22 protein-coding genes are annotated in these 23,167 nt (G+C 56.3%); 5 read left to right on the plus strand and 17 right to left on the minus strand.

Annotated elements, in window-relative coordinates; translation table 11 throughout:
• Positions 1 to 11: 11 nt before the first annotated feature.
• The 6 genes from HKK55_RS15980 to galE form a co-directional block, all read right to left on the minus strand.
• Positions 12 to 2,090: a YjbH domain-containing protein gene (locus HKK55_RS15980; protein ID WP_169355570.1), complete on the minus strand. Its 2,079-nt coding sequence runs from the start codon at positions 2,088 to 2,090 to the stop codon at positions 12 to 14.
• Positions 2,087 to 2,848, minus strand: coding sequence for a capsule biosynthesis GfcC family protein (locus HKK55_RS15985; protein ID WP_169355571.1), 762 nt, complete (start codon positions 2,846 to 2,848; stop codon positions 2,087 to 2,089). Before HKK55_RS15985 ends, HKK55_RS15980 begins: the two co-directional genes overlap by 4 nt.
• Positions 2,845 to 3,507 carry a YjbF family lipoprotein gene (locus tag HKK55_RS15990; protein ID WP_169355572.1) on the minus strand — a complete coding sequence of 221 codons (663 nt, stop codon included), beginning with the start codon at positions 3,505 to 3,507 and terminating at the stop codon, positions 2,845 to 2,847. Before HKK55_RS15990 ends, HKK55_RS15985 begins: the two co-directional genes overlap by 4 nt.
• Positions 3,508 to 3,521: 14 nt before the next feature.
• Complete coding sequence (locus tag HKK55_RS15995; RefSeq protein WP_169355573.1) at positions 3,522 to 4,583, minus strand: polysaccharide biosynthesis/export family protein; 1,062 nt, start codon at positions 4,581 to 4,583, stop codon at positions 3,522 to 3,524.
• Between the two features lie 139 nt (positions 4,584 to 4,722).
• The gene (locus HKK55_RS16000) at positions 4,723 to 4,959 is read right to left on the minus strand and encodes a hypothetical protein (protein WP_169355574.1); all 237 of its coding nucleotides are present in this window, start codon (positions 4,957 to 4,959) and stop codon (positions 4,723 to 4,725) included.
• A gap of 255 nt (positions 4,960 to 5,214) precedes the next feature.
• The gene (galE, locus tag HKK55_RS16005) at positions 5,215 to 6,231 is read right to left on the minus strand and encodes a UDP-glucose 4-epimerase GalE (RefSeq protein ID WP_169355575.1); all 1,017 of its coding nucleotides are present in this window, start codon (positions 6,229 to 6,231) and stop codon (positions 5,215 to 5,217) included.
• A gap of 394 nt (positions 6,232 to 6,625) precedes the next feature.
• On the opposite strand from galE, the gene galU reads away from it, so the two are divergent.
• Complete coding sequence (gene galU, locus HKK55_RS16010; RefSeq protein ID WP_169355576.1) at positions 6,626 to 7,459, plus strand: UTP--glucose-1-phosphate uridylyltransferase GalU; 834 nt, start codon at positions 6,626 to 6,628, stop codon at positions 7,457 to 7,459.
• 69 nt (positions 7,460 to 7,528) lie between these two features.
• Positions 7,529 to 7,945 carry a mannose-1-phosphate guanylyltransferase gene (locus tag HKK55_RS16015; protein ID WP_169355577.1) on the plus strand — a complete coding sequence of 139 codons (417 nt, stop codon included), beginning with the start codon at positions 7,529 to 7,531 and terminating at the stop codon, positions 7,943 to 7,945.
• 4 nt (positions 7,946 to 7,949) lie between these two features.
• Here the strand turns inward: HKK55_RS16015 and HKK55_RS16020 are convergent, their stop codons facing one another.
• Genes HKK55_RS16020 through HKK55_RS16055 form a run of 8 tightly spaced genes read right to left on the minus strand, consistent with a single transcriptional unit; the run spans position 7,950 to position 17,448 of the window.
• Positions 7,950 to 9,110 carry an SGNH/GDSL hydrolase family protein gene (locus HKK55_RS16020; protein ID WP_169355578.1) on the minus strand — a complete coding sequence of 387 codons (1,161 nt, stop codon included), beginning with the start codon at positions 9,108 to 9,110 and terminating at the stop codon, positions 7,950 to 7,952.
• A gap of 33 nt (positions 9,111 to 9,143) precedes the next feature.
• The gene (locus tag HKK55_RS16025) at positions 9,144 to 10,175 is read right to left on the minus strand and encodes an acyltransferase family protein (RefSeq protein ID WP_169355579.1); all 1,032 of its coding nucleotides are present in this window, start codon (positions 10,173 to 10,175) and stop codon (positions 9,144 to 9,146) included.
• Positions 10,176 to 10,187: 12 nt separating this feature from the next.
• Complete coding sequence (locus tag HKK55_RS16030; RefSeq protein WP_169355580.1) at positions 10,188 to 11,291, minus strand: hypothetical protein; 1,104 nt, start codon at positions 11,289 to 11,291, stop codon at positions 10,188 to 10,190.
• Positions 11,291 to 12,511: a phosphoribosylaminoimidazole carboxylase gene (locus tag HKK55_RS16035; protein WP_169355581.1), complete on the minus strand. Its 1,221-nt coding sequence runs from the start codon at positions 12,509 to 12,511 to the stop codon at positions 11,291 to 11,293. The genes HKK55_RS16030 and HKK55_RS16035 overlap by 1 nt, the downstream gene beginning before the upstream one ends.
• Positions 12,508 to 13,620 carry a polysaccharide pyruvyl transferase family protein gene (locus HKK55_RS16040; protein ID WP_169355582.1) on the minus strand — a complete coding sequence of 371 codons (1,113 nt, stop codon included), beginning with the start codon at positions 13,618 to 13,620 and terminating at the stop codon, positions 12,508 to 12,510. The genes HKK55_RS16035 and HKK55_RS16040 overlap by 4 nt, the downstream gene beginning before the upstream one ends.
• Positions 13,621 to 13,634: 14 nt before the next feature.
• Entirely contained in the window at positions 13,635 to 14,717 is a 1,083-nt protein-coding gene (locus tag HKK55_RS16045) for a glycosyltransferase (protein WP_169355583.1), read from the minus strand.
• 39 nt (positions 14,718 to 14,756) lie between these two features.
• A complete protein-coding gene (locus HKK55_RS16050) occupies positions 14,757 to 16,967 on the minus strand; it encodes a polysaccharide biosynthesis tyrosine autokinase (protein ID WP_169355584.1) in 2,211 nt (736 codons plus the stop codon).
• A gap of 40 nt (positions 16,968 to 17,007) precedes the next feature.
• Positions 17,008 to 17,448 carry a low molecular weight protein-tyrosine-phosphatase gene (locus HKK55_RS16055; protein ID WP_169355585.1) on the minus strand — a complete coding sequence of 147 codons (441 nt, stop codon included), beginning with the start codon at positions 17,446 to 17,448 and terminating at the stop codon, positions 17,008 to 17,010.
• Positions 17,449 to 17,747: 299 nt separating this feature from the next.
• Here HKK55_RS16055 and HKK55_RS16060 point away from each other — a divergent pair, with 299 nt between their 5' ends.
• Together HKK55_RS16060 and tal are read left to right on the plus strand one after the other, a co-directional pair.
• Positions 17,748 to 18,713 carry a glycosyl hydrolase family 5 gene (locus HKK55_RS16060; RefSeq protein ID WP_169357881.1) on the plus strand — a complete coding sequence of 322 codons (966 nt, stop codon included), beginning with the start codon at positions 17,748 to 17,750 and terminating at the stop codon, positions 18,711 to 18,713.
• 245 nt (positions 18,714 to 18,958) lie between these two features.
• Complete coding sequence (gene tal, locus HKK55_RS16065) at positions 18,959 to 19,885, plus strand: transaldolase (RefSeq protein ID WP_169355586.1); 927 nt, start codon at positions 18,959 to 18,961, stop codon at positions 19,883 to 19,885.
• A 111-nt stretch (positions 19,886 to 19,996) separates the two neighbouring features.
• On the opposite strand, the gene rssC is transcribed toward tal, so the two are convergent.
• Both rssC and rssB read right to left on the minus strand, forming a co-directional pair.
• Positions 19,997 to 20,479: an anti-sigma factor antagonist RssC gene (gene rssC / locus HKK55_RS16070; protein ID WP_003218919.1), complete on the minus strand. Its 483-nt coding sequence runs from the start codon at positions 20,477 to 20,479 to the stop codon at positions 19,997 to 19,999.
• Positions 20,479 to 21,660 carry a two-component system response regulator RssB gene (gene rssB / locus HKK55_RS16075; RefSeq protein ID WP_169355587.1) on the minus strand — a complete coding sequence of 394 codons (1,182 nt, stop codon included), beginning with the start codon at positions 21,658 to 21,660 and terminating at the stop codon, positions 20,479 to 20,481. The genes rssC and rssB overlap by 1 nt, the downstream gene beginning before the upstream one ends.
• Before the next feature lie 277 nt (positions 21,661 to 21,937).
• On the opposite strand from rssB, the gene HKK55_RS16080 reads away from it, so the two are divergent.
• Positions 21,938 to 22,237 (plus strand): PilZ domain-containing protein, encoded by a 300-nt coding sequence (locus tag HKK55_RS16080; protein ID WP_169355588.1) that lies wholly within the window; start codon positions 21,938 to 21,940, stop codon positions 22,235 to 22,237.
• A gap of 60 nt (positions 22,238 to 22,297) precedes the next feature.
• Here the strand turns inward: HKK55_RS16080 and HKK55_RS16085 are convergent, their stop codons facing one another.
• The gene (locus HKK55_RS16085) at positions 22,298 to 22,987 is read right to left on the minus strand and encodes a VacJ family lipoprotein (protein WP_169355589.1); all 690 of its coding nucleotides are present in this window, start codon (positions 22,985 to 22,987) and stop codon (positions 22,298 to 22,300) included.
• Between the last annotated feature and the right edge of the window lie 180 nt (positions 22,988 to 23,167).

Raw genomic sequence — 23,167 nt, forward strand, 5'->3', positions numbered from 1 at the left:
ATCGCCGATCCCTACTCAGTGATCTTCTCGAAGTTGCGGTAGAACATGTCGTTGTCGCGGCTATCGGTCATCGAGTGCAACTGGAAGCTGCGATTGAGTCGTGCGCCACCGTCCCTGGTCAGCGGCGACCAGACCAAGTTGGCGCGGCGCATGGTGGACATGCTCATCAATTCGTCGAACGGGATGGAGAGGTACAGGCCCTTGTCAAAACTACCTTCGCCATATTCGGCGCCGTTGGCGGTAGTGATCGTCGCCCAGGCACCAAATCGCACACCGTTTGAGAACTCCCGCGAGAGATCGATCGTGGTGCCCCAATCCCCTGCCAGGTAGCGTCCGACGCTGACGGCCGCGAGTGTGTCGAAGGGCAAGTCCGTATAACCGGTGATGTGGCCTGTGACAACCGAATAGTCCCGTAGCCCAAAGCCTTGGTCGAATTCACGCTGACGTACGTAGTTCAGGTCCGCCCCGACCGACCAGCGCTGGCCTTCAGGGCGAAACAGCACCTCGCCCCCCACACCGGCAAACATCGACTCCAGATAGCCTCCGTAGACCATGCCATACAGATCTTTGTCCAACTGCTCTGCGTGGCTGATCTGGAACAACGGCATGGTGACTTCGGAGGTCGTCAGGTACTTGCGCAAATCCGTACGAACCCGCGGCAAACCACTGGGTGCATCGTAGTCAAACTTGTCGAAGTTGTTCAGCAGGTTGGCGCTGAGCAGGCCGCTCCACCACGTATTGCGGTTGAAGCGATACTCGGCATCCGCGTCGAGACTGAACTGATAGAGAAAGCCATCGGGGCCACCGACGTTCTGCTTGAAGCCCAGCCCGGCGCCATAGCTGAAGGGGTCACGCGCTTCGGTGTAGAGGGTTTTCTCGTTGTGCGGCATCGCCGGATTGATCTCGGTAGTGCGATGCAACGCTTGCAGCGGCTCCTCGTTGTTGAGCACTTCGCGAAAGGTTTGCCGAGGCACGCTGGTTTCTTCCAGCGGCAGGTCGTAGCGCTTGTTCACCACGGTGAACCAGTCGATATCGTCGTTGACGCTGTTGTCCAGAATCCGGCTTGCACGACCGACCGCTTTGGCCGAATGAAAATACCGACCCTGCTCGCCGTAGACGATTAACTCGGGACCACGCTGGCTGATACGCTCAACCTTGTAGCCGGCATTTTGCTGCAAGCGCCGGGACACATCGGGCCAATTGACCTGATCCATCTCGGTGGTCGGGGCCTTGGCCGGCAACGGCTCAGCCGGCGGATCGTAAGTCTTGGCCGGCGCCTTGCGGCTGGCGAAGTTGGTGTGAAAGGTGAGACCGAACATCGCCGTGTTGCCTCGCTCCCAGGCCGCACTGAGGTCCAGCGAATCAGTCACTTTGAACACGGCGCCAAGGTTGATCGGTGAGTCCTGCTTGATCACGTTGTCCTTAGGCTCATGTTTATAGTCATTGCCTTCGTACTCGAGTTTCAAGCTAAGCCGGTCCCAGGGCGTCTGATAGCTTACGCCGCCGAACAGTGAAGGCCGGCCGCGAAAGTAGGAGCCTGCGTTGACATCGCCGGTACCTTTCAGGCTTGGCCGGGTCTTGAAGCGATCATCAAGCCACCCCGCCGGGTTTTCGAAGTCACCACGATTGCCCAAGTAACCCCAGGCAACGCCGGCACTGAAATCAAAATTGTCGTAGCGCTTACTGGCCACCAGGAACTCACTGGAGAACAGACCTGTACCACCGATATCCCGGAACCCCAGCGCTACGTCGGGCGCCCAATGAGTTTCTTGCCACAACCGGACTTTGACGTCGACCGCCTTGTCCTTGTAGCTTTGGTTGCCGCTCAATGACTCGGGGCCATAGGGGCGGTTGGTGATTGCGGTGTAGCGAAACGCACCTTCCAGCCAGTCGAACGGCTGCAGCGCCACGCTGTAACGACTATAGGGCTCGGTTCGGTTGGCGTTCACGCTCAACTCACCGGCCGGGGACATTCTGGCGGTGGGCGTCTGTAGCAACCCCACTCCGCCGAAATCATTCTGAGTCAAACGCGGCTCGGCATGAGCTAAACCACAGGGCAATAACAATACGGCTGCAAAACGTAAATTCAATGAACCACCTCAGCCAGTTGCGTGGCAAGAAATTCGGCCAACTGCTGATTCAGTTCAGGAATAGGCGGATCAATATCATCATTTCTGACGGGCACCAGGATCTTGCTGCCAGCGGCAGGCACTTGCCCGCTCTCACGATTCCAAGGCGCGATGCCAACCTGTCGGGTGACACCATTGGGTTGGATCAGCCACAGATAATCGGTCTCTGCATCGGCCAGCGGCACGCACCCTTGCAGATAATCCCAGGCCTCTTGCAGGGCGACAAAAGGCAACCGGCACGGTTCGGCGACCGCACCGAGCACTTCAACCTCGTCGACGCGAAATGGATAGATGAGGCGATCACCATCGCTCAGACGGACGTTACGAGCGAACCCGACCTCGATGGCAATCGGGTCCAGAACCGTGACCTGGCGCCCAGTGACCGGCATGTGGCTGACTTGCTCGTACAGTCGCATCGCCAGGCTTGCCCGGCTGGGTCTGTCGAAGAGCAAGGCTGTACGCTGCAATACCTGTAGATCGAACAGCACCCCGGTTTTAAGCCGAGTCTGCTCTTCCAGCAAAGACTGGCGCAGCAATGCAGCTGCCAGCCAGTAGCTTTCGGCATTGGGCACAGCAATGCTGATCACGTCCGACAACCGCCCTCCTGGCGGCAGGTCGACCGGCCCTGGGGTGAGCACGTCGCCGGTGACGGTGACCGCCGCCTGGCTCACGCTGGTGATCAACAGCAGGCACGCCGACAGCAGCTGTACCCGCTTCAACGGTTAAGCCTGCGTTCAGGGGTCAGTTGAACGATCTTGACCCGCAGTCGCGTGGTCAGTTGCTGCTCACTCTGCACAATGAAACCGTCCACGGGATCGACCCAATAACGATTGGTCGCACGCAGGCCAATGGCCGGGGCATCAATCTGCTCATCGACACGTAGCACGGCGTATTCCTTGTTGAGAATTTCCAGGGTTTCCATGGATTTTCGGGAGAAGCGACTGTTCAGGGTCACGCCGACTTCGCTGCCTTGATAAAGATCAATCCAGCGCTGGCTGGTGTAGCCATCAGGCAGCGTGTGCAGGCCTTGCTTGAAGGGCGAGGTCGCAGCAAGCCGCGTCCCGTCCAGGTCGCCGTCGACGCCCAGGCCGATGGTGCGTACCGCCAACCCGTCGCGCAGCAGTAACACCTGTTTTCCGGACGCTACCCAGAACTGCAGGTCACCCCGCTCACGCACCATCGCCAATACCCCGGAGCCGGAAGGCGTGGTCAATGTGAGCTGGGGAAACTCAACCTGCGCCACCTGGGCCGCCGTCACGTCCAACTCATCGGGCCCGCTCACCGCCGCTTTAAAGTTAGTCAAAGAGGCGTTCATCAGCGGGTTACATCCACACAACAAGGCCGCTATCACGCAGACGCCAACATTCAACGTTCTCACAGTCAGACCAGGCCTTATTTATTGCTGTTGCTGGCATCATTCAGGTTCTTCGCCGCAGAAGCCCCCACGCCGAGAATGGCTGCCGACGGCACCAGTTGACTGATGAAGCGGTTCCAGCGAGTTACGTTGGCCGGGCCCACATAGACAATGTCCTGAGGCCGTACATCGAAGTGCGTGGCCAGTGCCATGGCGGTCGGCGACTCGGCTTGCAACTGATAGATTTTCGCCGGCTCCACATCAAGGTTCTCAACCCCCCTGATGACGTAGACCGCGTTGCCGTTCGAGGTGGTCTGGCTCAACCCGCCTACCGAGCCAAGGACGTCGGACAGGTTCATAGTGCCGGTTTTGAACGTCAGCGCGCGTGGCTGGTTGACCTCGCCCATGACGTAGATCCGCTTGTTATCGTTGTACGGCAGATACAATTGATCGCCACCTTTGAGGTAGACGTTCTGTAATTCGGAGTCCTGCTGATTGAGCGCGTCGAGATTCAGCGGATACACCCGTCCGTTCCGCGTCAGCAGTAAGCCCGACAAGTCTGCATTGAGCGGGTCGATACCGGCAGACCCGAGGGCTTCGACCACATTAAGCGGGTTGGTGGAAATCGGTTGCGGACCGGCCTTCGATACTGCACCCGACACCACCACCTTCTGGCTGGAGAAGCGCAGCACGGCGACATCCACTTGCGGGTCCGCGATAAAGGCCGACAGCCTTGAGGCAATGTCCGAACGCAGTTGCTGGATGGTTTTGCCAGCCGCCTGGACTTCTTTGACATAGGGGTAGTAAAGCGTGCCATCGGAACGTACCAGCCGCCCATTGGCATCAATCTGCTGCTGCGCTCCAGAGGGAGCCGTCAGCTCGGGGTGGTCCCAGACCGTGATGTACAAGACATCGTTGTTACCGATGCGGTACTCCTCAGGGGCCGTCAACAATTCCGCCGGCACTGAGGCACGCTTCTGTGTGGCCCTGTCCATCGCAATCAGCTTGGGCGTGATTGGAATCAGCTCGACGCGGCTGCTTTCACTGGCCCCTTGGCGCGTGATATCGCTGGTGCTCAGGTATTGCCCTGGGGAAAACATACAACCTTGCAAAGCGAAACTTGCCAACATTAAAAAAGGAAAACTACGAGTCATAATGGCACTACGCTATTCAAGGGCAAATCTAAACAAGGTCACCCGACTTTCATCGGGCGACCTTGTGTTACACCTACAGGGTTTTTCAGTTACTTGTGCCGGTAGTACCGGTAGTACCTGTCGTCCCGGTTGTACCGCCGTTGGCGTTGCCGCCACTGTTGGAAGCGGCTACTGCACTCGCAACCATTGCCGTACTGGCCGCAGGAGCTTGGGAAGCTGCTACGTTACCTGCGACATTGGTTGCTTGTGTCAGCGGCGCTTCCGCTGCGGACGCCCAGTTGCCAAACATCGACAACAGGGCAATTGCCATCACTTTTTTCATACAAACTCCTTTCTAACGTTCAACCCTGTTAAAAAACCGGGCGTTCAGTTAGAGGTGGAAAGTTCAAGTCGCAAAAAGTGCGAACAAGATCCGTTGTTCATTCACAGTCAGTCCTGACGGATAAATGTCGAACGGCAGGGTTTATATCTACGGATTTGCCAGATGCATTTCCAGACTAATTTCCCGACGATAATTAACATTCCCGCCGATTGATAACATTCAGCAAAATCATTGCTTACCACAACAGCATCGACCTTATCCGAGGTACCCCTTCGGATGGTTCGATTGCCAGCGCCAAGTGTCTGTCATCATTTGCTGCAAACCGCGTGTGGCCTTCCAGCCGAGTTCACGGGCGGCCTTGGAGGGATCGGCCCAGCTCTCGGCAACATCACCCAAGCGGCGCGGCATTACCCGATAAGGCACCGACCGCCCTGACGCCTGCTCGAACGCACGCAACACCTGCATCACGCTGTAGCCGTCACCCGTGCCGAGATTCCAGATATTGATTCCCGTGCGTTGCGAAATCGACTGCAAGGCCTTCAGATGCCCATCCGCCAGGTCCACGACGTGGATATAGTCACGCACACCGGTGCCATCAACCGTGGGGTAATCGTCGCCGAAGATCGACAACTCTTGCAGGCTGCCGACCGCCACCTGGCTGATGTAGGGCACCAGGTTATTGGGTATGCCATTCGGATCCTCACCCAAGTGACCACTGTCGTGAGCGCCGATCGGATTGAAGTAACGCAACAATGCGATGCTCCAGCGCGGCTCTGATGCACACAGGGCTCGCAGCACGTTCTCGACGATCAATTTTGATTGGCCATAGGGGTTGGTGGGGCTGCCGGTGGGGAAATCCTCGCGGATCGGCATCTGCTCCGGCGCGCCGTACACCGTGGCCGATGAACTGAATACCAGGCGAAACACGCCGGCGGCGGCCATCGCCTGACACAGCGTGAGGCTGCCACCGACATTGGCTTCGTAATATTCGAGCGGCTTGTGCACGCTTTCGCCGACCGCCTTGAGCCCGGCAAAATGCAGGACCGCATCAATGGAATGCTGCTGGAAAATCCGATCCAGCAAAGCTCTGTCGCACACATCCCCGTGAATCATCAGCGCACTTTTGCCGCAGATGGCTTCCACTGCGTGCAGCGCAGCGTCGGAGCTGTTGCAAAGATTGTCCAGCACCACCACTTCAAAACCAGCTTCAAGCAGCGCAAGTGTGGTGTGCGAACCGATGTATCCGGTGCCACCCGTTACCAGAATCTTCATAGAGCGGTCCATAGTAGGGTCGTGAAGTGCTCAATAACCTGCGCAGCGCCCAGAATTAAATGTGCGTAGAAAGCCTGCGCACAAATAAACAGGGACGACAACAGCAAGAAGTACAGTTATTCAACTGCCACCGACAAATATCCATGCCGGCCAGACAGTAAAACCTGGTACTTATTTAGCACTATGAAACGATCACCACTATCAACATACACCGACGAAAAATAACTAACTAACCACAGACTGACAACTCATAACATTCCCTTGTTATATACCTGACGACAATTGCCATTAGTCACCTACCTCAGGTATTAAGTAGTCGCTCAGTAAAAATCTTATAACCGCTGCTTATTGCGCCCGGCAATTGGCTGTGGCCCATGCTTTTCAGGATATTTTTATGATTCGTAAATGTTTGTTCCCCGCCGCTGGCTATGGCACGCGCTTCTTGCCGGCAACCAAAGCCATGCCCAAGGAAATGCTGCCGATCGTCAACAAGCCGTTGATCCAGTACGCCGTAGAGGAAGCACGGGACGCCGGCCTGCAGCACATGGCAATCGTGACTGGGCGGGGCAAACGCGCACTGGAAGATCACTTCGACATCAGCTATGAGCTGGAGCATCAGATTCGTGGTACCGAAAAAGAAAAATTCCTGGCCGGCACCCGCGAGCTGATCGAAACCTGCACCTTTTCCTACACCCGGCAGATCGAGATGAAGGGCTTGGGCCACGCGATTCTCAGCGGCCGCCCATTGATCGGTGATGAACCCTTCGCCGTGGTGCTAGCGGATGACCTGTGCCTGAACCTGCAAGGTGATGGTGTACTGGCGCAAATGATCCAGCTCTACAAGAAGTACCGCTGTTCGATCGTGGCCATCCAGGAAGTGCCCCGGGACCAGACACACAAGTACGGCGTGATCGCCGGCGAATTGATCGCCGATGACGTCTACCGAGTCAGCAATATGGTTGAAAAGCCCAGCCCAGAAGACGCCCCGTCCAACCTGGCAATCATTGGCCGGTACATCCTCACGCCCGATATCTTTGACCTGATCGCCGATACCCAGCCTGGCAAAGGTGGGGAGATCCAGATTACCGACGCCCTGATGAAGCAGGCGCAAAATGGTTGCGTTCTGGCCTACAAGTTCGACGGCCTGCGCTTCGACTGCGGCGGCGCAGAGGGCTATCTCGACGCGACCAATTTTTGTTACGAGCACCTGTACCTCAAAGGCCTTTAAATCAGGCTGCCACCTCACTCATTGCTCACACGGCACAACGTCGCCCACTCTTCATTCAGGCAGGCCACTATGAACATCGCAAATCGCTCGGCAGACAGTCAACTGGAGGTGGGTAACGTCGGGGCGATGGCCTGGTTGTCACTGTATCCGTCGTCCTCCTGCCTGACCAATACCTGGCTGGGCTCCATGCTGATGGTGGAGCGCATCGGGGTGTTCCCCTCCTCCGGGGAAATCCGTCGACCGATTCTCGACCCCGGTTCCCTCATCGCCCACCTGAAGTCGGTGTACGCCCAACAGGCGCTGGATGTCGATGAGCGTAATGGGCTGAAGGTCATTTTCAGCGATTGGCGATTCCGTGCGCGCATTCCCGACAGCGACCCGGCCATTGTCATCACGGTGGAAACCCGCTGTGATCCACAGCTGATGCCGCTCAAAACCGCTGAGCTGCTGAGTCAGCTGGAGCACTTCGAGAAAGGGCTGCGCTGAATTCTTACTGTCGCACCGCGCCGCAGGTGTCCTGCGGCGAAACCGTATTATTCCCGCCGACAATCATGCGATAGATGTAGTCCGCTATCACCCGGCCCCCCGACCCCGGGATAGGGTGAATGCTGTCCGGGCCGATCATGGGGCTGGGCCCACCACCGGCGTAGCGTTTAAAGTCGGGGCCGAACGCGCATTGCATATCGGCGTAACCAAGGTGTTCCGTGCGCGCCCAGGGCTCCAGGACGTGCGCGTAAGCCGACATCGGATAGGCACTTGAACGGGTAGTGTCCTGACGCAGGATCAGGTTGATGCTCGCCGCCGGGTGAATCTCGCGCACCATCCGCACCAGGCCTTGAATGTTCTCCAGATACTGTTCGGGTTTCACGCCAAAGCCCTGGTCATTGCCACCCAACATGATCAGGTAAATGTCCGCAGGAATCTTCGACACCACCGCTTTCCACTGAGCCTGCCACTGCTTATCACTGTGGTAGAAATCAGCGGATGCCGCGCCGGAAGCCGCGAGCTTGGACACTCTGACGCCCCCCTCGTGATTGCTCAACCACAGGCCGAAGAGGGTTGGCGCGCCGTTGACCACCTCCAATCGGAAGGCCCACTCGGCGGTTTCAGGCATGCCAGGCAGTGATACCTCCTGAGCACCTGAACCGCCGATCTTCAATGAATGCCAAGTGCCTGATGCTGCCCAGCGGTAGCGCACCTCATTGGATTGCCCATTCCCCAGGTAGAGTAGTTTCGCCTGGGCGATAGAGGTATCAACGGCCGTTGTCGGGCTGGCGTCTATCTCCAGATAAGCACCGGGGCGGCCCGTAACGGTACGGCTGTCAGGGCTTGCCTGGCCAAGATGGGACACGTCCCAACCACCGCCGAAGTACTTTTTGCTGCTTCGGGTGTATTTGTAGTGTGTGCCGCCGAGCGCTGCGCCGTGGTTGAATCCGACATAGCCTGGCCCGGCAAACCCCGCCACTTTAGTGAGCCGCTGAACGAGCTTGTTCAGATAAAAGTCCTGTCCGGCACTGTAGCTGTCGCCGATCACCGAGATGGCCAGCACCTTCCCAGCCTTTCCTTCGCGCCATTGCTCAAACCGTTCGCGAGCGTCACCGACTTCGATCACCGACCCCGGTACAGCGCGCACGTCATCGACTGCAAACATGCATTACTTCCTTCGTCAGAACACTCATCAGGATCACGGCTCCGTCACCACGGCGACCGGTGGTTTTTTACGTGCTGCTCGCTCCCCCAGAAGCAGAGTGGACGTGAGGGCGAACCGGCTGAAAATACTCGACAGCACCACCGGCCCCAGCAAGCCAACGACCACGCCACTGAGCACCAGAACACTTTCATCGCTGACACCCAGGCGCCCCAGCGCGAACCGCGAAGCGGCGGCAAACAACACATGAAACAGGAAAATCGCGTAGGAATATCCGCCGAGCCAGATCAGCCATTGCGCCCGCACGTTACTCGACAGCAGCGCCACGCAAGACACACACCCCACCAACAATCCCACCAGGCTCCGGCGATCGACAATCAACTCGCGATCCACCGCCGCCACATACAGCAACACCAGCGATATCAACACGAGGACCAGCGGCCCGAGCACCTTGAGTGATTGCCTGATCTCATTGACCTTTTCATGGCCAATCATTCCCATCACAAAAAACGGCAGCAGATAGACCGCACCGTTGATGCCGAAAGCATCGACCGCAAAGGGCGGCAGCAGAAACACCACCGCCGCGAACGCCAGCAACAGGTACAAGCGCGTCGCTGTCTGCAACAGGCCACGCCACTCCAGCAGGCCGACAAACATAAAGATGATGAACACCGCCTGCAAAAACCAGAAGTGATTAACCGGCACATAGAACGACAATAACGCATCGATCAGGCCCACCTCCTTGTTCACGCCGGGCCCGATCGCCTGCAGCACCGAAAACGGAACCCCCACGCAAAACAACGGCACGATCAACCGTCTGACCTTGCCAATAAAGTAGGCGGAAAAGTCATTGCCCCTGATTTTGTAGATGGAATAGATGTAGCCCGAAATAAAGGTGAACAACGGCATACGCACGTACACCATGGAATCGGCGATCACCCGCAAAGGCGAACCCACGTCTATTTTCAAGCCGCCACCCAAGGGCCCTATCACGTGATAAAGCACCAGCAGCAGGCAGGCCAGACCGCGCAGGGTCTCGATCTCCAGCGACTTTTTCTTGCTCGACATAAAGCACAAACCTCAGTTCAGGATTCTTGTTTCAACCAACTCAGGTTTCTTTGCGCGCAACTGCAACCCCAGGCCCAGGAACAGCACCGGCACCACCATGGAAAAATGTCGGGCAAAGGAACCGAAGTCCGGCTCAAACAAGCCTTGCACCAGTAAAAAGGACAGAGGAATTGCGATCAGCTCTTTGACTTTGGTTTCGATACGCACGCCCTTGTAGTCGCTCGAGGTGATCATTTTGAACATCAGCAACGAGGTCATCATCATCAACACCACAAAGATGATCTGGCCCAGGCCGGAGAGCAGGATCAACTCCGCTGGAAACGACAGGCGGAAAAAGATAATTAAAGAATCCAGCGCTTGCGACACGAAGTCACCGCCACTGAGCCAGGAAACAATCAGCGACTTCGACCCCTCCTCGCCCGCCGTGCGCAGCTCATTGTTGCTGGCGCGGATCGACGACACCGAATAACCGGCGACCAGTTGAATCGCCGTGGCGACTGCCAGGTAAAACAGGAACAGCATCAGGAAGAAGGTGAGTCGAGACACGTACTTCTTCATGACACACACACCAACCCAGGCCAGTGAAAACAATATCCAGTAGGGTCGGATCAACACGCCGTAAACCAGCGCAGAGAAGAAAAATCCTCCGCGATACCGTCTGGAAAACGAGAACAGCAAAATGGCAACCATCGCCACCGATACGATGATTTCCTTGGTCAGATTTTCGAGAAAAAACGAACGGACCACGCCCCACAAACACAAGGTCAGGAAAATCGTCAGTGGCATACGCCTGAAAATAAACACAGGGATTGCCGTCAGGAACAGATTGCACGCCATCCCGTAGGCCCAGGCGTTGGTCAGATTGATGCCTGTGGGTCGCAGTAGATACGCCGAGCATTCGTAGGAAGACCGGTCGGGCGAGAAGGGATTCCAGAAGTTGCAGTTGTCGGCTCGAGCGTAGGACGACCACAACGTCATGGCATCGGGGCCAGGATCCCGGTGCATCAAAAGCGGCATGGCGACAGACAGAAACAGGCCACTGAACAGAATCAGGAACGAGATCGACGAGTCCAGCTTTCTGCCGCGAAACTCAATGGAGGGTAGTTTCAACGCCATTACACCGTCACCTTCGTTCGGACAAACCGGGTCAACAAGGCGATAACGCCGAGCTGCACGGCGATCGAAAAGACATTCCCCCATGCGGCACCATAAATCGAGTGATGCTTGATCAGCACGTAACTGACCGGCAGGGAAACCAGCAGGCAGATGGCCGCGCTGGCGAGTGACACCCGACTGTTTTTCGACGCGACAAGACCGCCCCAGACGATGTCGCCGACGGCGCGCAGGGCAAAGGAAAAAATCAGCACGCCGAGGATTTTGTTATCCGGACGCGGCACCGTCGTACCGACATAATCGAGCACAACATTGAAGAACAGATAAATCATCAACGCCACGATGCCTGACACCACAAGGGCCCGCATCACCCACTGATTCATGAACAATTGCCGGACTGTCAGCGCCCGCGGGTCGTTCTGATAGCGCTTGGCTAGCGCAGGAACGCCCACCACCACGACCACGGCGTAGGAAAGTGCCTGCAAGGTGTTCGCTACAGACCAGACGTATACGTACTTGCCCAGACTCGCGTAGGGCTCAATGTCGAGAATCAGAAAGCGCTCGGCGTACTGACTCAATGCAATCAAGCCCGTGCCCAGGTAAAACGGCAATCCGGCTTTCCAGACCGAGGCCGTCGTGAGGGTACCTGCCACCCTCCCGTTATGAACGTTCACCACAATCAGGTACCCGACAACCATCACCAGCACATTGGCCGCCACCCACAACCACAGCACACTGGTGATGCTGGACACCCAGCCCAGCAGCATTCCGCCCAAGGCCAGCAGCGCCCAGAGCCCGGTCTTGATGAAGTACAGCATCGCGCCCCACGTGGCTTTCTGGGCGGAAAACACAAAGGAATTTATTTCGAATGACAGGTGCTCGGTGAGCAGCACAAGCGCCACACACACGATCAGCATGGCACTCGCCTCAACCTCCTGGAACAGCGAATAGACCGTCACCGTCACCACCGACAAAACAGTCCCCGCAGCCAGGTACAAGAGCAGGACCTTATCTACGACCCAGCGCGAACTCCCGCCGACGCTGATCAGCCGATTAATTTCGGAACTGAACCCGACGCTGTAAAACTTCGACGCAATCAAAGACGCGGCCACCACCACGCCGTAAAAGCCCAACGCGTCGTACCCCAAATAGTGGGTAATGGCCAATACCAGCAGAAATTTCGCGCCTAAAGCTCCGCCCCGGAGCAATAGCCGAAATATCATCGAACAACACCCTTGATGATCCCGTCCATGACCAATGTCTTGGCTTCGATTTCCTTGCAGGTATTCGTCAACTGCTGACCAAACCGGGACAATGCATTCGGTGCGTAAACCGTGTCGATGATGGTGTCGACATTGATATCGCCGCCATTGATCACCCAGTCTTCCACGCCCATGTCCTGATAGGCGCCAAAGCCCTTGCGCTCATAACTGATATGGAACGCAGGAACGCCCGCCAGCAGCGATTCGATGGCGCCATGCAACCTGACGGAAATAACCAGGTCGGGCTGATATTTGGCCAGGGTTGCCTTCAATGGCAACAATGCTTCGGTAATGCCCAGCTCTCGGTAGAACGCGCCGTCATCGTTGCCACGCACAGCGCTTTGCACCGCGCAGACGACTTTGCTCTTGTTCTTTAACCGCTGTAGCAGGAGCTTCAAGTTAGCCACGTAACTGACTTTCTTTTCCTTGCTCCACGCCGGCGGTTTGCGCAGCACCACGCAGACTACTGCAGGCGAAGACGCGCAACGCGTGAACTTGGGCTGCATGAGAATCTTGCTGGCAAGCGCCTGCACGGCGAGATCAGGTGCGCGGTAGACATTTTCATGGGCACCGAAAATCTCCGACGACCTGTTGTCCCGGACAAAAACGGCGTCGGCATGGGCGTAATGCCCAACGATCTTGCTACTCTCACCATGGAAAGGACCGATGCTTTGCGGCAGGTATACCGATGGAACTTTGCTAAGGATTGCCGTTTCCAGTTGCTTGGCATGCCCCAATTTCAACTTGATATGTTCAAAGGCGCTTTTGGAGCGCATGTAACCGCCGCCTACCCCGACGATCAAATCACTTGAACTCAATAGCTCCGCGAGGCCGGCGTAGGACTGATCAAGGAACAGTGCTTGCTTGACCCGCCCCAACCCCTTGGCGGCCATCACCGGCGCGTCATAGCGCTTGTAAGGCAAGTAACTGAATGACTTCGGGTCAGAGGCCACCACGTTGATTGCAGTGTCCGGGCCAAAGTTTCGCAGCACCAGGGCGATTGCCAGATCCACGAGCAGGCCATCACCGGAGTTGGAGGCGCTGTAGCCATGCAAAATAGTTACGTTCATGAGCTGATTTCTACTTAATAAGAGGGAGCGGAATACACGTCATAGGTCTGCCTGATCATCAACGTGGCACTGAACCGCTCGCGGACTACTTTGCGACCTTGGGTTCCGAGGTCCAGCAACCCGGGCTTCTCGATATTCACCAACAGGTCGGTCAATGCCTGGTGATCACCCGCAGGGAAGATGTAGCCGGTCACCTCATGGGAGACCAACTCAGGCAAGGACGTGCAGTCACTGGCAATCACTGGCAGCCCCATGGCCATACCTTCCAGAGGCACCATGGCAAAGCCTTCCCAGCGGCTTGGAACAATCAGGGCATCCGCTGCTTGATAAAGCGCATTCACTTCAGCCGGCGTCACCCACGGCACGTATTCGACCCCGTCCATTACCGGGCAGTCGACGGTGTCTTCATTGACGGCACTACCAACCACCGTCAGTTTCAGATCTGTGCGCCGAACTCCGGCAAACGCCTTGAGCAAGACATCGAACCCCTTCTGATAGTCGAGCCGACCCACAAAGAGCAGATGAATCGGGCCTTGGCCATTGGTCTTCGGCTCATCACTTTTGTAGTGGATACCGTTGTAGATCAACTTCATACGGTGGCGATCAATACCAAACGTCGCGGCTGTATCCAGTTCGTACTGGCTGACGCAAATGATCACGTCCGTGACTTTCTGCAAGAGCCGCTCAATCAACGAATAGACTTTCTGTTTAGCCGGCGAACTCTCCATCAGAAACGAAAAGGCATGAGGGCAGTAAATGATTTTTGGTGAGCGCCACGGCCGCAGGATCAGGCACACACAACGGCCAATGACCCCGGAAAAGGTGCTGTGCAAGTGCACCACATGTGGTTTTTCCTTGAGAATCACACGGGCCATTTTCCAGGCGAATCGCAGCAGCGACAGCGCATCTCGTTTGGTTCTGAAGAAGGTTCTGACTTGTTGCTCATCAATGCCGTGCAACTCTTTTTTCTGATCGTGCGGGATCAAATAGACCAGTTCATAGTTCGAAGCCTCGCCCTCAGGTGGAGCCGATATCGTCCGAATAACGGTGGCAACGCCACCTTTAATCGTTTCGGCCACATGCAGTATTTTTTTCACAATCCACCCATTTCCATGCAAGTAAAGACAATCGCCGAATCAAGTCTTATCGGACGCATACTCGTAGTTGTAACCACCGTTGCCGTAGTAGCTCGCCGTACGCTTCTCGACGCCGTTAAATACAGCGCCCTTCAACTGGATACCGTTCTGAGCAAATCGACGAATCGTCAGCTCGATCTCTTTGGCGGGATTCACACCGAAACGGGTGACGATCAAGCTGATCGCCGCTTCACGACCGACGATCGCGGCGTCGGTCACGGCCAATAGCGGTGGTGTGTCGATGATCACCACCTCATACAATTCACTGAGTTGTGCCAACAGCTCACGGAAGTTCGCATGCATCAACAGCTCTGACGGGTTGGGCGGGACCTGTCCGCGGCTGATGAAGTGCAAGTTATCGATCTCGGTTTTATGGATGCCCTGCTCAATGCTGCAGCGCTTGACCAATAGGTCCGACAAGCCATTTTCGATGGGAATATTCAGCGTCTTGTGCAAATGCCCTTTGCGCATATCAGCATCGATCAGCACCACCCGTTGCCCGCTTTGCGCCATGACTGCCGCAAGGTTGGAAGAGACGAAGGTTTTACCGACCTGCGGGCTAGGGCCGGAGATCATGATCCGGTTGTTGGTCGAATCCAGCCCCGCAAAGTGCAAACACGTGCGCAAACTACGGATCGACTCAATAGACAGGTCTGTCGGGTTACGTAGAGCCAGCAGAAAAGCCTGTCTGCGCGACGCGTCACTCAAGCGCAGTTTTTTACTGTCCTCTTCCTGTTGCAGCGCGCTGTATGGAATCGATGCATACACCGGCAACCCGAGTTGCTCGATGGCCTCAGGCCCCTCCAATCCTCGACTCAGGGATTTACGCACGAGCACCAGGGCGACGCCGATAAAAGCCCCGAGGAAAGTCGCAATCAGAATAATCAGAGCTTTGCGTGGCTTGACCGGCGTGGTCTTGTCGACATCTGCAGTGTCGATTAGACGAACATTGCCCACCGCACCGGCCCTGACGATGTCCAGTTCCTGGGATTTGTTCAGTAACTGCGTGTAGATCTGCGACGCCACCTCCACGTCGCGGGTCAGGTTCAGCAACTCCTGTTGCGTGGCGGGCAGATCCTGAACCTTGTTCTCCAGACTCTGCTGTTGGCGAGTCAATTCCCCAATCTGCGTCATCAACGCGCGATAGACCGGATGCTGTTTGGTGAACTTGCGATCAAGGTCCGCTTGTTGCAGCTTCAACTCCGAAATACGCGTGTCCAGGCCGACGATCTGCTCCAGCACCGATTGGGTTTCGAGCGAAATGTTGACTGTCTTGCCGCGCGTTTGATAGGCGTTGAGCGCGTCGCTGGCCTTGATGAGATCGTTCTTGACTTGCGGCAGTTGGGCTTGCAGAAAATCCAGGCTTTGCGCCGCTTCGGCCGACGTGCGCTCCACGTTTTGCTGTACATACAACGTGGCGATTTTATTGAGAATTTTCACCGCCTGGGCATAGTCAGTGCTGGCCAGGGCCAGGCCAATGATGCCCGACTCCTTACCTTGCTCGGAAACATCCAGCACATCCTGATAATCAAGGATGGTGACGATTCTTGGATTACGCACCACTTCAAAACGGGTACCGGGATTGGCCGCCATATTGACGATCAGTCCCTCCACTCCATTTTGCGCGAACCCTTCGCCAACAACGCCGTCAACCAACAGGTTGTCGTTGTCATCGAAAAGCTTGAATCGATGCTGTTCGGCGGCAATCAGCGTGAGTTTCTTGCCCAACAGTTCTTCCGGCAGGTTGAGCTGTCCGATCTCCAGGCGCTCACCGCCCCAAGCGTAACTGTTCAGGCCGAAACGGGGTGCCGCTACAGAGTCGCCCATATAGCGTCGGGCAAGAAAACCGCCAATGAGCGGGAAGGTGTTGGGCGTAACTTTGATATCAAGGTGCAGATCATCGACGGTTTTGCCGATCACCGCTCGAGACTTGATGATGCCAATCTCGGTCACCGATGGAGATTGTCCATTGAGCATACTGTTGAGATCGGAGAAACCGAGCATGTCGTTCTTTTTTGGTTCGACCTGAACCAAGGCGTTCGCCAGATACACAGGCGTCGACAAAATCGCGTAGGCCACGCCGGCCACCATAAATGTGCCGGTGAACGCGCCTATTAACCATTTCCGATCAATTAAAGTGCCTAATATACCGAGAAGATCAATATCATCTCGCTCGCTGTCTCGGGTGCCGACTACTGACGGTAATTGCATAAGTTAGTTCTTACCATTTACTTGATCTGAAAATTATTCATCAATGCCCGAGGCGCTGCGCCCATGAGCAAACAGCATCTTCAATCAATGCATGGGCATGAATAAAAGCTGCTTTTCCTTGACGATAGGGATCCTGTATTTCTCGATCACTCTGCCACTTCCCTAGAAGAAACACTTTGCCTCTGGCGTGCGACGCAATCTTCAGCACTTGTTTTACATGCTCTTTTTCCATGACCAGAATCAGGTCTGATTCATTAACGATGTCCGGGGTAATTTGCCGCGCTTGAAACGCTTGCGCGCTATGCCCACGCTCTTCCAGAACCTGGCGAGCCGCAGGTTCCATGGACTCGCCAACACGAGCGGAAAGGCCCGCAGAGGTCACCGCGATGGTTGAAGATGCCAGCGCATCACGCAACAGCATCTCTGCTGTAGGACTTCGGCAAATATTGCCAACGCAGACGACAAGGATATTTCTGAACAAGGCAACGTTTCCCGTGTAATGTCGAATCAACCAATGCGTAGCGGGGATTGTAGTGAACCAACGGGTCCATCCCGCACTCAGAAACGGATCAGCCTTGTAAATACAAGCGTACTAAGTACCACGACACCTAAAACCACCCAACCAGAATAACCGGACCAAAAATAACGCTGACTTTCTAACAATGGATACCTGACAAAAAATAACATTTGCGCACTTCGCAACCTTGCAGGTCATCAAACTAATTGCATTAAGAAACCAATGACCCTCGTTATTTCCAGCTCGACTTGAGGAAACCCGACATGAACGCATCACATTTCAAACGGCTTGCCGCTTCGACGCTGCTCATGCTCAGTGCCGCCAGTCAGGTTCACGCCAGCGAACTGTTCCCCGCCCTGGCCGCCAACAAGACCATCGGCGTCCAGGTCAAGATCCAGAGTTTTACCTCTGCCGATGCCGAGAAGATTAAAGCGGCGGGGTTTGGGTTCGTGCGTTTTGGCATATGGACGAACAGCTTGGGCGGCTCGGCGTATCAAAAACAGATCAGCGATGCGTTCGCCGCCGCCAAGTCCGCCGGATTACCGGTACTGATGACCGTTCGCTCAACCAAGGCGCTGACGACCACACCTGGTAACACCAGCGAGCTTGCGGCTGCGGGGGAACTGTTCGCCAATTCGGTGTCGGCCCTGGAGCAGTCCTACAGTACGCAACTGGTTGCCATTGAAATATGGAATGAGCCGGACCTGGAAAAATATTGGCCGACCCGCAACTTCGATACGACCTTTGTTCCGTTCATGAGCGCTATGTGCCATTCGCTGGGGCAAAAAGCGCAAATGACGCCGCTGATCGGCTTTGGCTTCGCTAAAGCGCCGAGCGCGGGGACCGCGTCCACAGTGGCGCTGAACAAGATTGTCAGTGATTACCCCAAATGCCTCAGCGCGATCTCCTATCACCCCTATAGTTTGTCCGGTGCTCAGATCAGCAACGCCCAAGCGTTCATTCAGCAAAACTTTCACCTGCCGGGGGTTATCAGCGAATGGGGCGCGCCGTCACTCAGTTCCAACGGCGGGACCGAAGGACAAGCCAGTAAAGTCCGCACGTTCATCTCCGATGTCAAAAAGCTGAACGTCCCACTGACCTCCCTTTATGAGTGGAAGAACAGTGATTCGGGCGGGAATGATCGGGAGAGGAATTTCGGCCTACTGACTTCCGATGGTCAATCGAAGCCTGCAGAAACGGCCGCCAAGGCGCTACTAATGCCACAATAGGATGAATACGATACGCACCCTGGCTGAGCAATAGTTCAGAAGCGAAACTCGGCCATGGGAGCGTCAACGGTCAGTTGCTTTGAACCTGTGCCCCGGTTTGGCATCGTATTTACCGATACCGCGCCTCGCCATTCAAACACCCGTTTTGCGGATGTTGCCGCTGAGGCCATCGATACGCACACACGCCCTTGAGTGGCTGTCAGCGCTCGGGTAATGTCATCAGACCCACAGGACAGAGCACGCCCATGACTTCCAAGCTGGAACAACTTAAACAAATCACTACTGTCGTTGCCGATACCGGCGACTTTGAAGCTATCGCTCGCGTCAAGCCGGTGGATGCCACCACCAACCCGTCGCTGCTGCTCAAGGCGGCGTCGATCCCGGCTTATGCCAAGCTGCTGGACGAGTGCGTTGCCGACTGCAACGGTGATGTCGGCCTGGCCAGCGACCGTTTTGCGGTCGCGGTCGGTCAAGAAATCCTGAAAGTGGTCCCTGGCCGCATTTCCACTGAAGTAGATGCCCGTCTGTCGTTCGATACCGATGCCGTGCTCAAGCGTGCGCATCGCCTGATCGACCTGTACGAAAAGGCCGGTATCGGCCGTGATCGCGTACTGATCAAGATCGCCTCCACCTGGGAAGGCATCCGTGCCGCCGAGATCCTGGAAAAAGAAGGCATCCAGACCAACCTGACGCTGCTGTTCTCCTTCGCCCAGGCCGTGGCTTGCGCCGAAGCGGGTGTGTTCCTGATTTCGCCGTTCGTGGGCCGCATCTACGACTGGTACAAAAAGGCCAATGGCAACGACTACGCCGGCGCCGATGATCCGGGTGTGCAGTCGGTGACGCGCATCTACAACTACTACAAGGCCAATGGCTACAAGACCGTGGTGATGGGTGCGAGCTTCCGCAACCTGAGCCAGATCGAGCAGTTGGCCGGTTGTGACCGCCTGACCATCAGCCCAGACCTGCTGGAGAAGCTGGCGGCCGACAATGGCAAGCTGGAGCGTAAATTGGCTCCGGGCCACGCGGGCGAGGCCCGTGTGCATTTGACCGAAGCGCAGTTCCGCTGGGAGTCCAACGAAGATGCGATGGCCACCGAGAAGCTGGCCGAGGGCATTCGTCAGTTCGCCCGCGACCAGGAAAAACTCGAAGCGCTGTTGACCGCCAAGCTCTAAAAACGGGCCACGGCAAAAAGGGCGGTACCCTCGCGGGTACCGCCCTTTTTTGTCTTTCGCCGATCTCAAGTCAAACCCGCTCCCACATTTGGACAGGGTTTCAACTGGAGGTTAGTGGCGCTCCAGCGCATTCACCAGGTCGTGGAACGCCTCGCGATTGGAGTCGTTCAAGCCCATCAGGATCTTGTGGGCTTCCAGCACCTTGACCCGTACCACTTCCTCGGATTGATCCTGGGAAGGCAGGTCGGTCAGGCATTCCGGGCACGGGATCGGGCGGTCAACGATGTTGAACACTTGATCGAAGCCCATGGACTGCAAGAGCCGGGTGATGTCTTCGTGGGTGGTGACGACGGTCGGCAGCAGTCCGACCTTCTGCCGAGACAGAATGGACAACTTGGCCAACAGCCCAAGGGTGGTGCTATCGATGCTGCGGGTTTCGGTCAGATCAATCACAATCGCCGAGAAGTTCAACGCTGTGAAAATCCGCTCAATCGTCGCATCCAGCGCCGAACACAAGGTCAGGCGCACTTCACCGACAAACTTCAGGACAAAAGTCCCGTCTTGCTCGGCAAATTGGATTCTTCCGGTACTCATCAAAGATTCCTGCTCAACACCAATAGGGCGATATCATCCGGCATCTCCCCTAGCGTGGCCAATCCAAAAACCTGCCGCAGGCCATCCAGGCTGCCGCCCGCCGACCTGACCCGTTGGGGTAAGGCGGCTTCTTTCTCTTTGAGTGTAGGCTCTGACAAAAGGTCCAGGATACCGTCGGACATCAGCGTCAGGCTGAAGGTCGGCGGCAACTCCAGGATATGGTCTTCGTAGGTGGCTTCATTGAACAAGCCCACTGGCAAACCACGCCCTTCCAGGTAACGCACACTGTCTGGAGTGTATAAAACCGGCAATGGCAGGTGACCGCCAATGCTGTAGGTCAAAAGACCGGTTTCTTCATCAATCACGCCGCCCACCATCGTCACGTGCTTGCCCAGCTTGCAGCTGATCAGGCCCCGGTTGATGTGGCCCAGCACTTGCGAGGGAGTGAACTCTGGCAAGGTGCCGTTGCGTTTGGATTCGAACAACAGCCGTGTGGTCATGAATTTCAACAACACGGTCACGAATGCAGAGGATGCGCCATGGCCGGAAACGTCGGCCAGGTAGAACGCGACACGCCGCTCATCAACGCGGAAGTAGTCGACAAAATCACCCGACAGGTACAGCGACGGGATGATTTGGTGGGCAAACTGGAACTCGTCGATGGTCCAGGGACTGACCGGCAGCATGTTCATCTGTACCTGGCGACCGGCGTTCTGGTCTTCCTGGAGCAGGTTCAGACTGGCTTCGAGTTCACGGTTGGCGGTTTCCAGCTTTTCACGGTAGCGCTGGTTTTCCAGCAGCAACCGTGCACGATCCAGGGCACGGCGCACCGAGTGCTCCAGTACCGCCAGGTCTTCCAGAGGCTTGATCAGGTAATCGGCGGCGCCCAGGCGCAAGGCCTCGACCGCGTCGTTCATTACCCCGGCACCGGACACGACAATCACCGGCGTCTGCGGGGCGATATCGGTCACTTGGCGGATCAGCTCGAGGCCGCCCACCTGAGGCATGCGCAGGTCGCAGATCACTAGGTCGGGCTTGTCGCGCTCGAACACCTGGAGACCCTGGAGGCCGTTGCTGGCCTGCAGGACGCTGAAGCCACTGTCTTCCAAATAGGCCGCGAGGCTCGCGCGCACTACTTCGTCGTCATCGATTATCAGCAGCGTGGCACTGGTTTTTTGCATGTGGGCAAACGGCGCCAGAATTAGGTTGGCGTAGGCAGCCAGGCAAAGGCCGGACTCACACTACTGGATTCGCTTTCTAGCCTCTCTGTCCTACAAAGTGCGAGCTTTTTGCCCACGCACAAAAGTAAACCAGAGGTGCCCTTCTAAGGCGCAGACGGTACTCCCATCCGCCAGGGGTTTCAAGCTCATGCCGATGGTCGCCGGGCGTCTTTACACCGCAAATCACCGGGAGTTATAAGAACAGACAAAACCACAACGCAATGTAAGGATGGAACCTGTGAGCGAACACGAGCGCGACTACGCTGAAAAACGCGATTTCATCCGCATGCGGGTCGATGCCGAAGTCTCTCTGATCCACGCCGGGCAGGTGATTGCCGCGGTATGTGTCGATCTTTCGGGCTCGGGCATGCAGGTACAGGCACCCAAGCGATTCAAGGTCGGGGATCAGTTAAGTGTGCGTATCGATTCCGATCACGCCGCGCTCAAGGGCCTGAACGCCGAAACCGAAGTGGTGTGGGTGGCGGATCAAGACGATGGCGGTCAGAAGCTGGGCCTGTCGATCTTGAAGATGAACTGAAATCAACGCACACAAAAAAGGCGACCCCAAGGTCGCCTTTTTCATTTAAGAGCCTAAGCCTTAAAAATCGTCCACTACCTTGCCATCCTTGACCTTGAACTCGCGGTTCTGCAGGTAGGCGTTGCGGATGAAGGTGTACTTGTCGCCGCTGATCAGCTTCTCGCTCGACAGCAAGCTGGCGCGGGTGTCGACAATGTCCATGCCGATGGCACTGTTACGCCATGGAATGTCATTCATGTAGCGGTACGGTTCGGTGTAGCTATCTACATACTTGGATGGCGCATCACGCAAGGTGCTTGGGCCCAGCAGTGGCAGCATCACGTAAGGACCGCTGCCAACGCCCCAGTGACCGAGAGTCTGGCCGAAGTCTTCATCATTGCGTTGCAGCCCCATTTTGGTGCCGACATCAATGAAACCCAGCACGCCGAAGGTGGTGTTCACCAGCAAACGGGCGGTATCGACGCCAGCGGCGTGGGGTTTGAGCTGCAACACGTCGTTGGCAAAGTTGCCGACGTCACCGATGTTGCGGAAGAAGTTGTGAATACCGTCCTGCACAAATTGCGGGGTCACGAACTGATAGCCCTGGGCCAAAGGCTTGAGGGCGTAGGTATCAACGGTGTCGTTGAAGGTGAAGATCGGACGGTTGACGCTTTCCCATGGATCGTCTTCCGAAGCCGCCTGGGCAACGAAAGGTACCAGCAGGACGCTGGCACACACAGATAGCTGAGCTAGACATTGACTCCAGCGCATAGCTTGAACTCCTTGAATGGTCTGTCATGGGCGCTATGCCCTGAATGAAGGGTGTCAGTATATGACGGAAGTGTCGGATTAGGCAGCTCTGAGGAAATCTCGTTCAGCTTATATACAAAATTCCCACAATTAGAATCAGCTGTCATCTGCCTGTCATCGCCCTCGGATAGCGTCACAGCT

Source organism: Pseudomonas sp. ADAK18 (assembly GCF_012935695.1).
Taxonomy (GTDB): Bacteria; Pseudomonadota; Gammaproteobacteria; order Pseudomonadales; family Pseudomonadaceae; genus Aquipseudomonas.

Excerpts from the sequence above, each read along its gene's own strand:
- HKK55_RS16025 (WP_169355579.1), bottom strand. The coding sequence starts at position 10,175 with ATGTCGAGCAAGAAAAAGTCGCTGGAGATCGAGACCCTGCGCGGTCTG.
- HKK55_RS15995 (WP_169355573.1), bottom strand. The coding sequence starts at position 4,583 with ATGTTTTCCCCAGGGCAATACCTGAGCACCAGCGATATCACGCGCCAA.
- galE (WP_169355575.1), bottom strand. The coding sequence starts at position 6,231 with ATGAAGATTCTGGTAACGGGTGGCACCGGATACATCGGTTCGCACACC.
- galU (WP_169355576.1), top strand. The coding sequence starts at position 6,626 with ATGATTCGTAAATGTTTGTTCCCCGCCGCTGGCTATGGCACGCGCTTC.
- HKK55_RS16035 (WP_169355581.1), bottom strand. The coding sequence starts at position 12,511 with ATGATATTTCGGCTATTGCTCCGGGGCGGAGCTTTAGGCGCGAAATTT.
- HKK55_RS16050 (WP_169355584.1), bottom strand. The coding sequence starts at position 16,967 with ATGCAATTACCGTCAGTAGTCGGCACCCGAGACAGCGAGCGAGATGAT.
- HKK55_RS16000 (WP_169355574.1), bottom strand. The coding sequence starts at position 4,959 with ATGAAAAAAGTGATGGCAATTGCCCTGTTGTCGATGTTTGGCAACTGG.
- rssC (WP_003218919.1), bottom strand. The coding sequence starts at position 20,479 with ATGAGTACCGGAAGAATCCAATTTGCCGAGCAAGACGGGACTTTTGTC.
- HKK55_RS16015 (WP_169355577.1), top strand. The coding sequence starts at position 7,529 with ATGAACATCGCAAATCGCTCGGCAGACAGTCAACTGGAGGTGGGTAAC.
- rssB (WP_169355587.1), bottom strand. The coding sequence starts at position 21,660 with ATGCAAAAAACCAGTGCCACGCTGCTGATAATCGATGACGACGAAGTA.
- HKK55_RS16030 (WP_169355580.1), bottom strand. The coding sequence starts at position 11,291 with ATGGCGTTGAAACTACCCTCCATTGAGTTTCGCGGCAGAAAGCTGGAC.
- HKK55_RS16020 (WP_169355578.1), bottom strand. The coding sequence starts at position 9,110 with ATGTTTGCAGTCGATGACGTGCGCGCTGTACCGGGGTCGGTGATCGAA.
- HKK55_RS16040 (WP_169355582.1), bottom strand. The coding sequence starts at position 13,620 with ATGAACGTAACTATTTTGCATGGCTACAGCGCCTCCAACTCCGGTGAT.
- HKK55_RS16060 (WP_169357881.1), top strand. The coding sequence starts at position 17,748 with ATGAACGCATCACATTTCAAACGGCTTGCCGCTTCGACGCTGCTCATG.
- tal (WP_169355586.1), top strand. The coding sequence starts at position 18,959 with ATGACTTCCAAGCTGGAACAACTTAAACAAATCACTACTGTCGTTGCC.
- HKK55_RS16085 (WP_169355589.1), bottom strand. The coding sequence starts at position 22,987 with ATGCGCTGGAGTCAATGTCTAGCTCAGCTATCTGTGTGTGCCAGCGTC.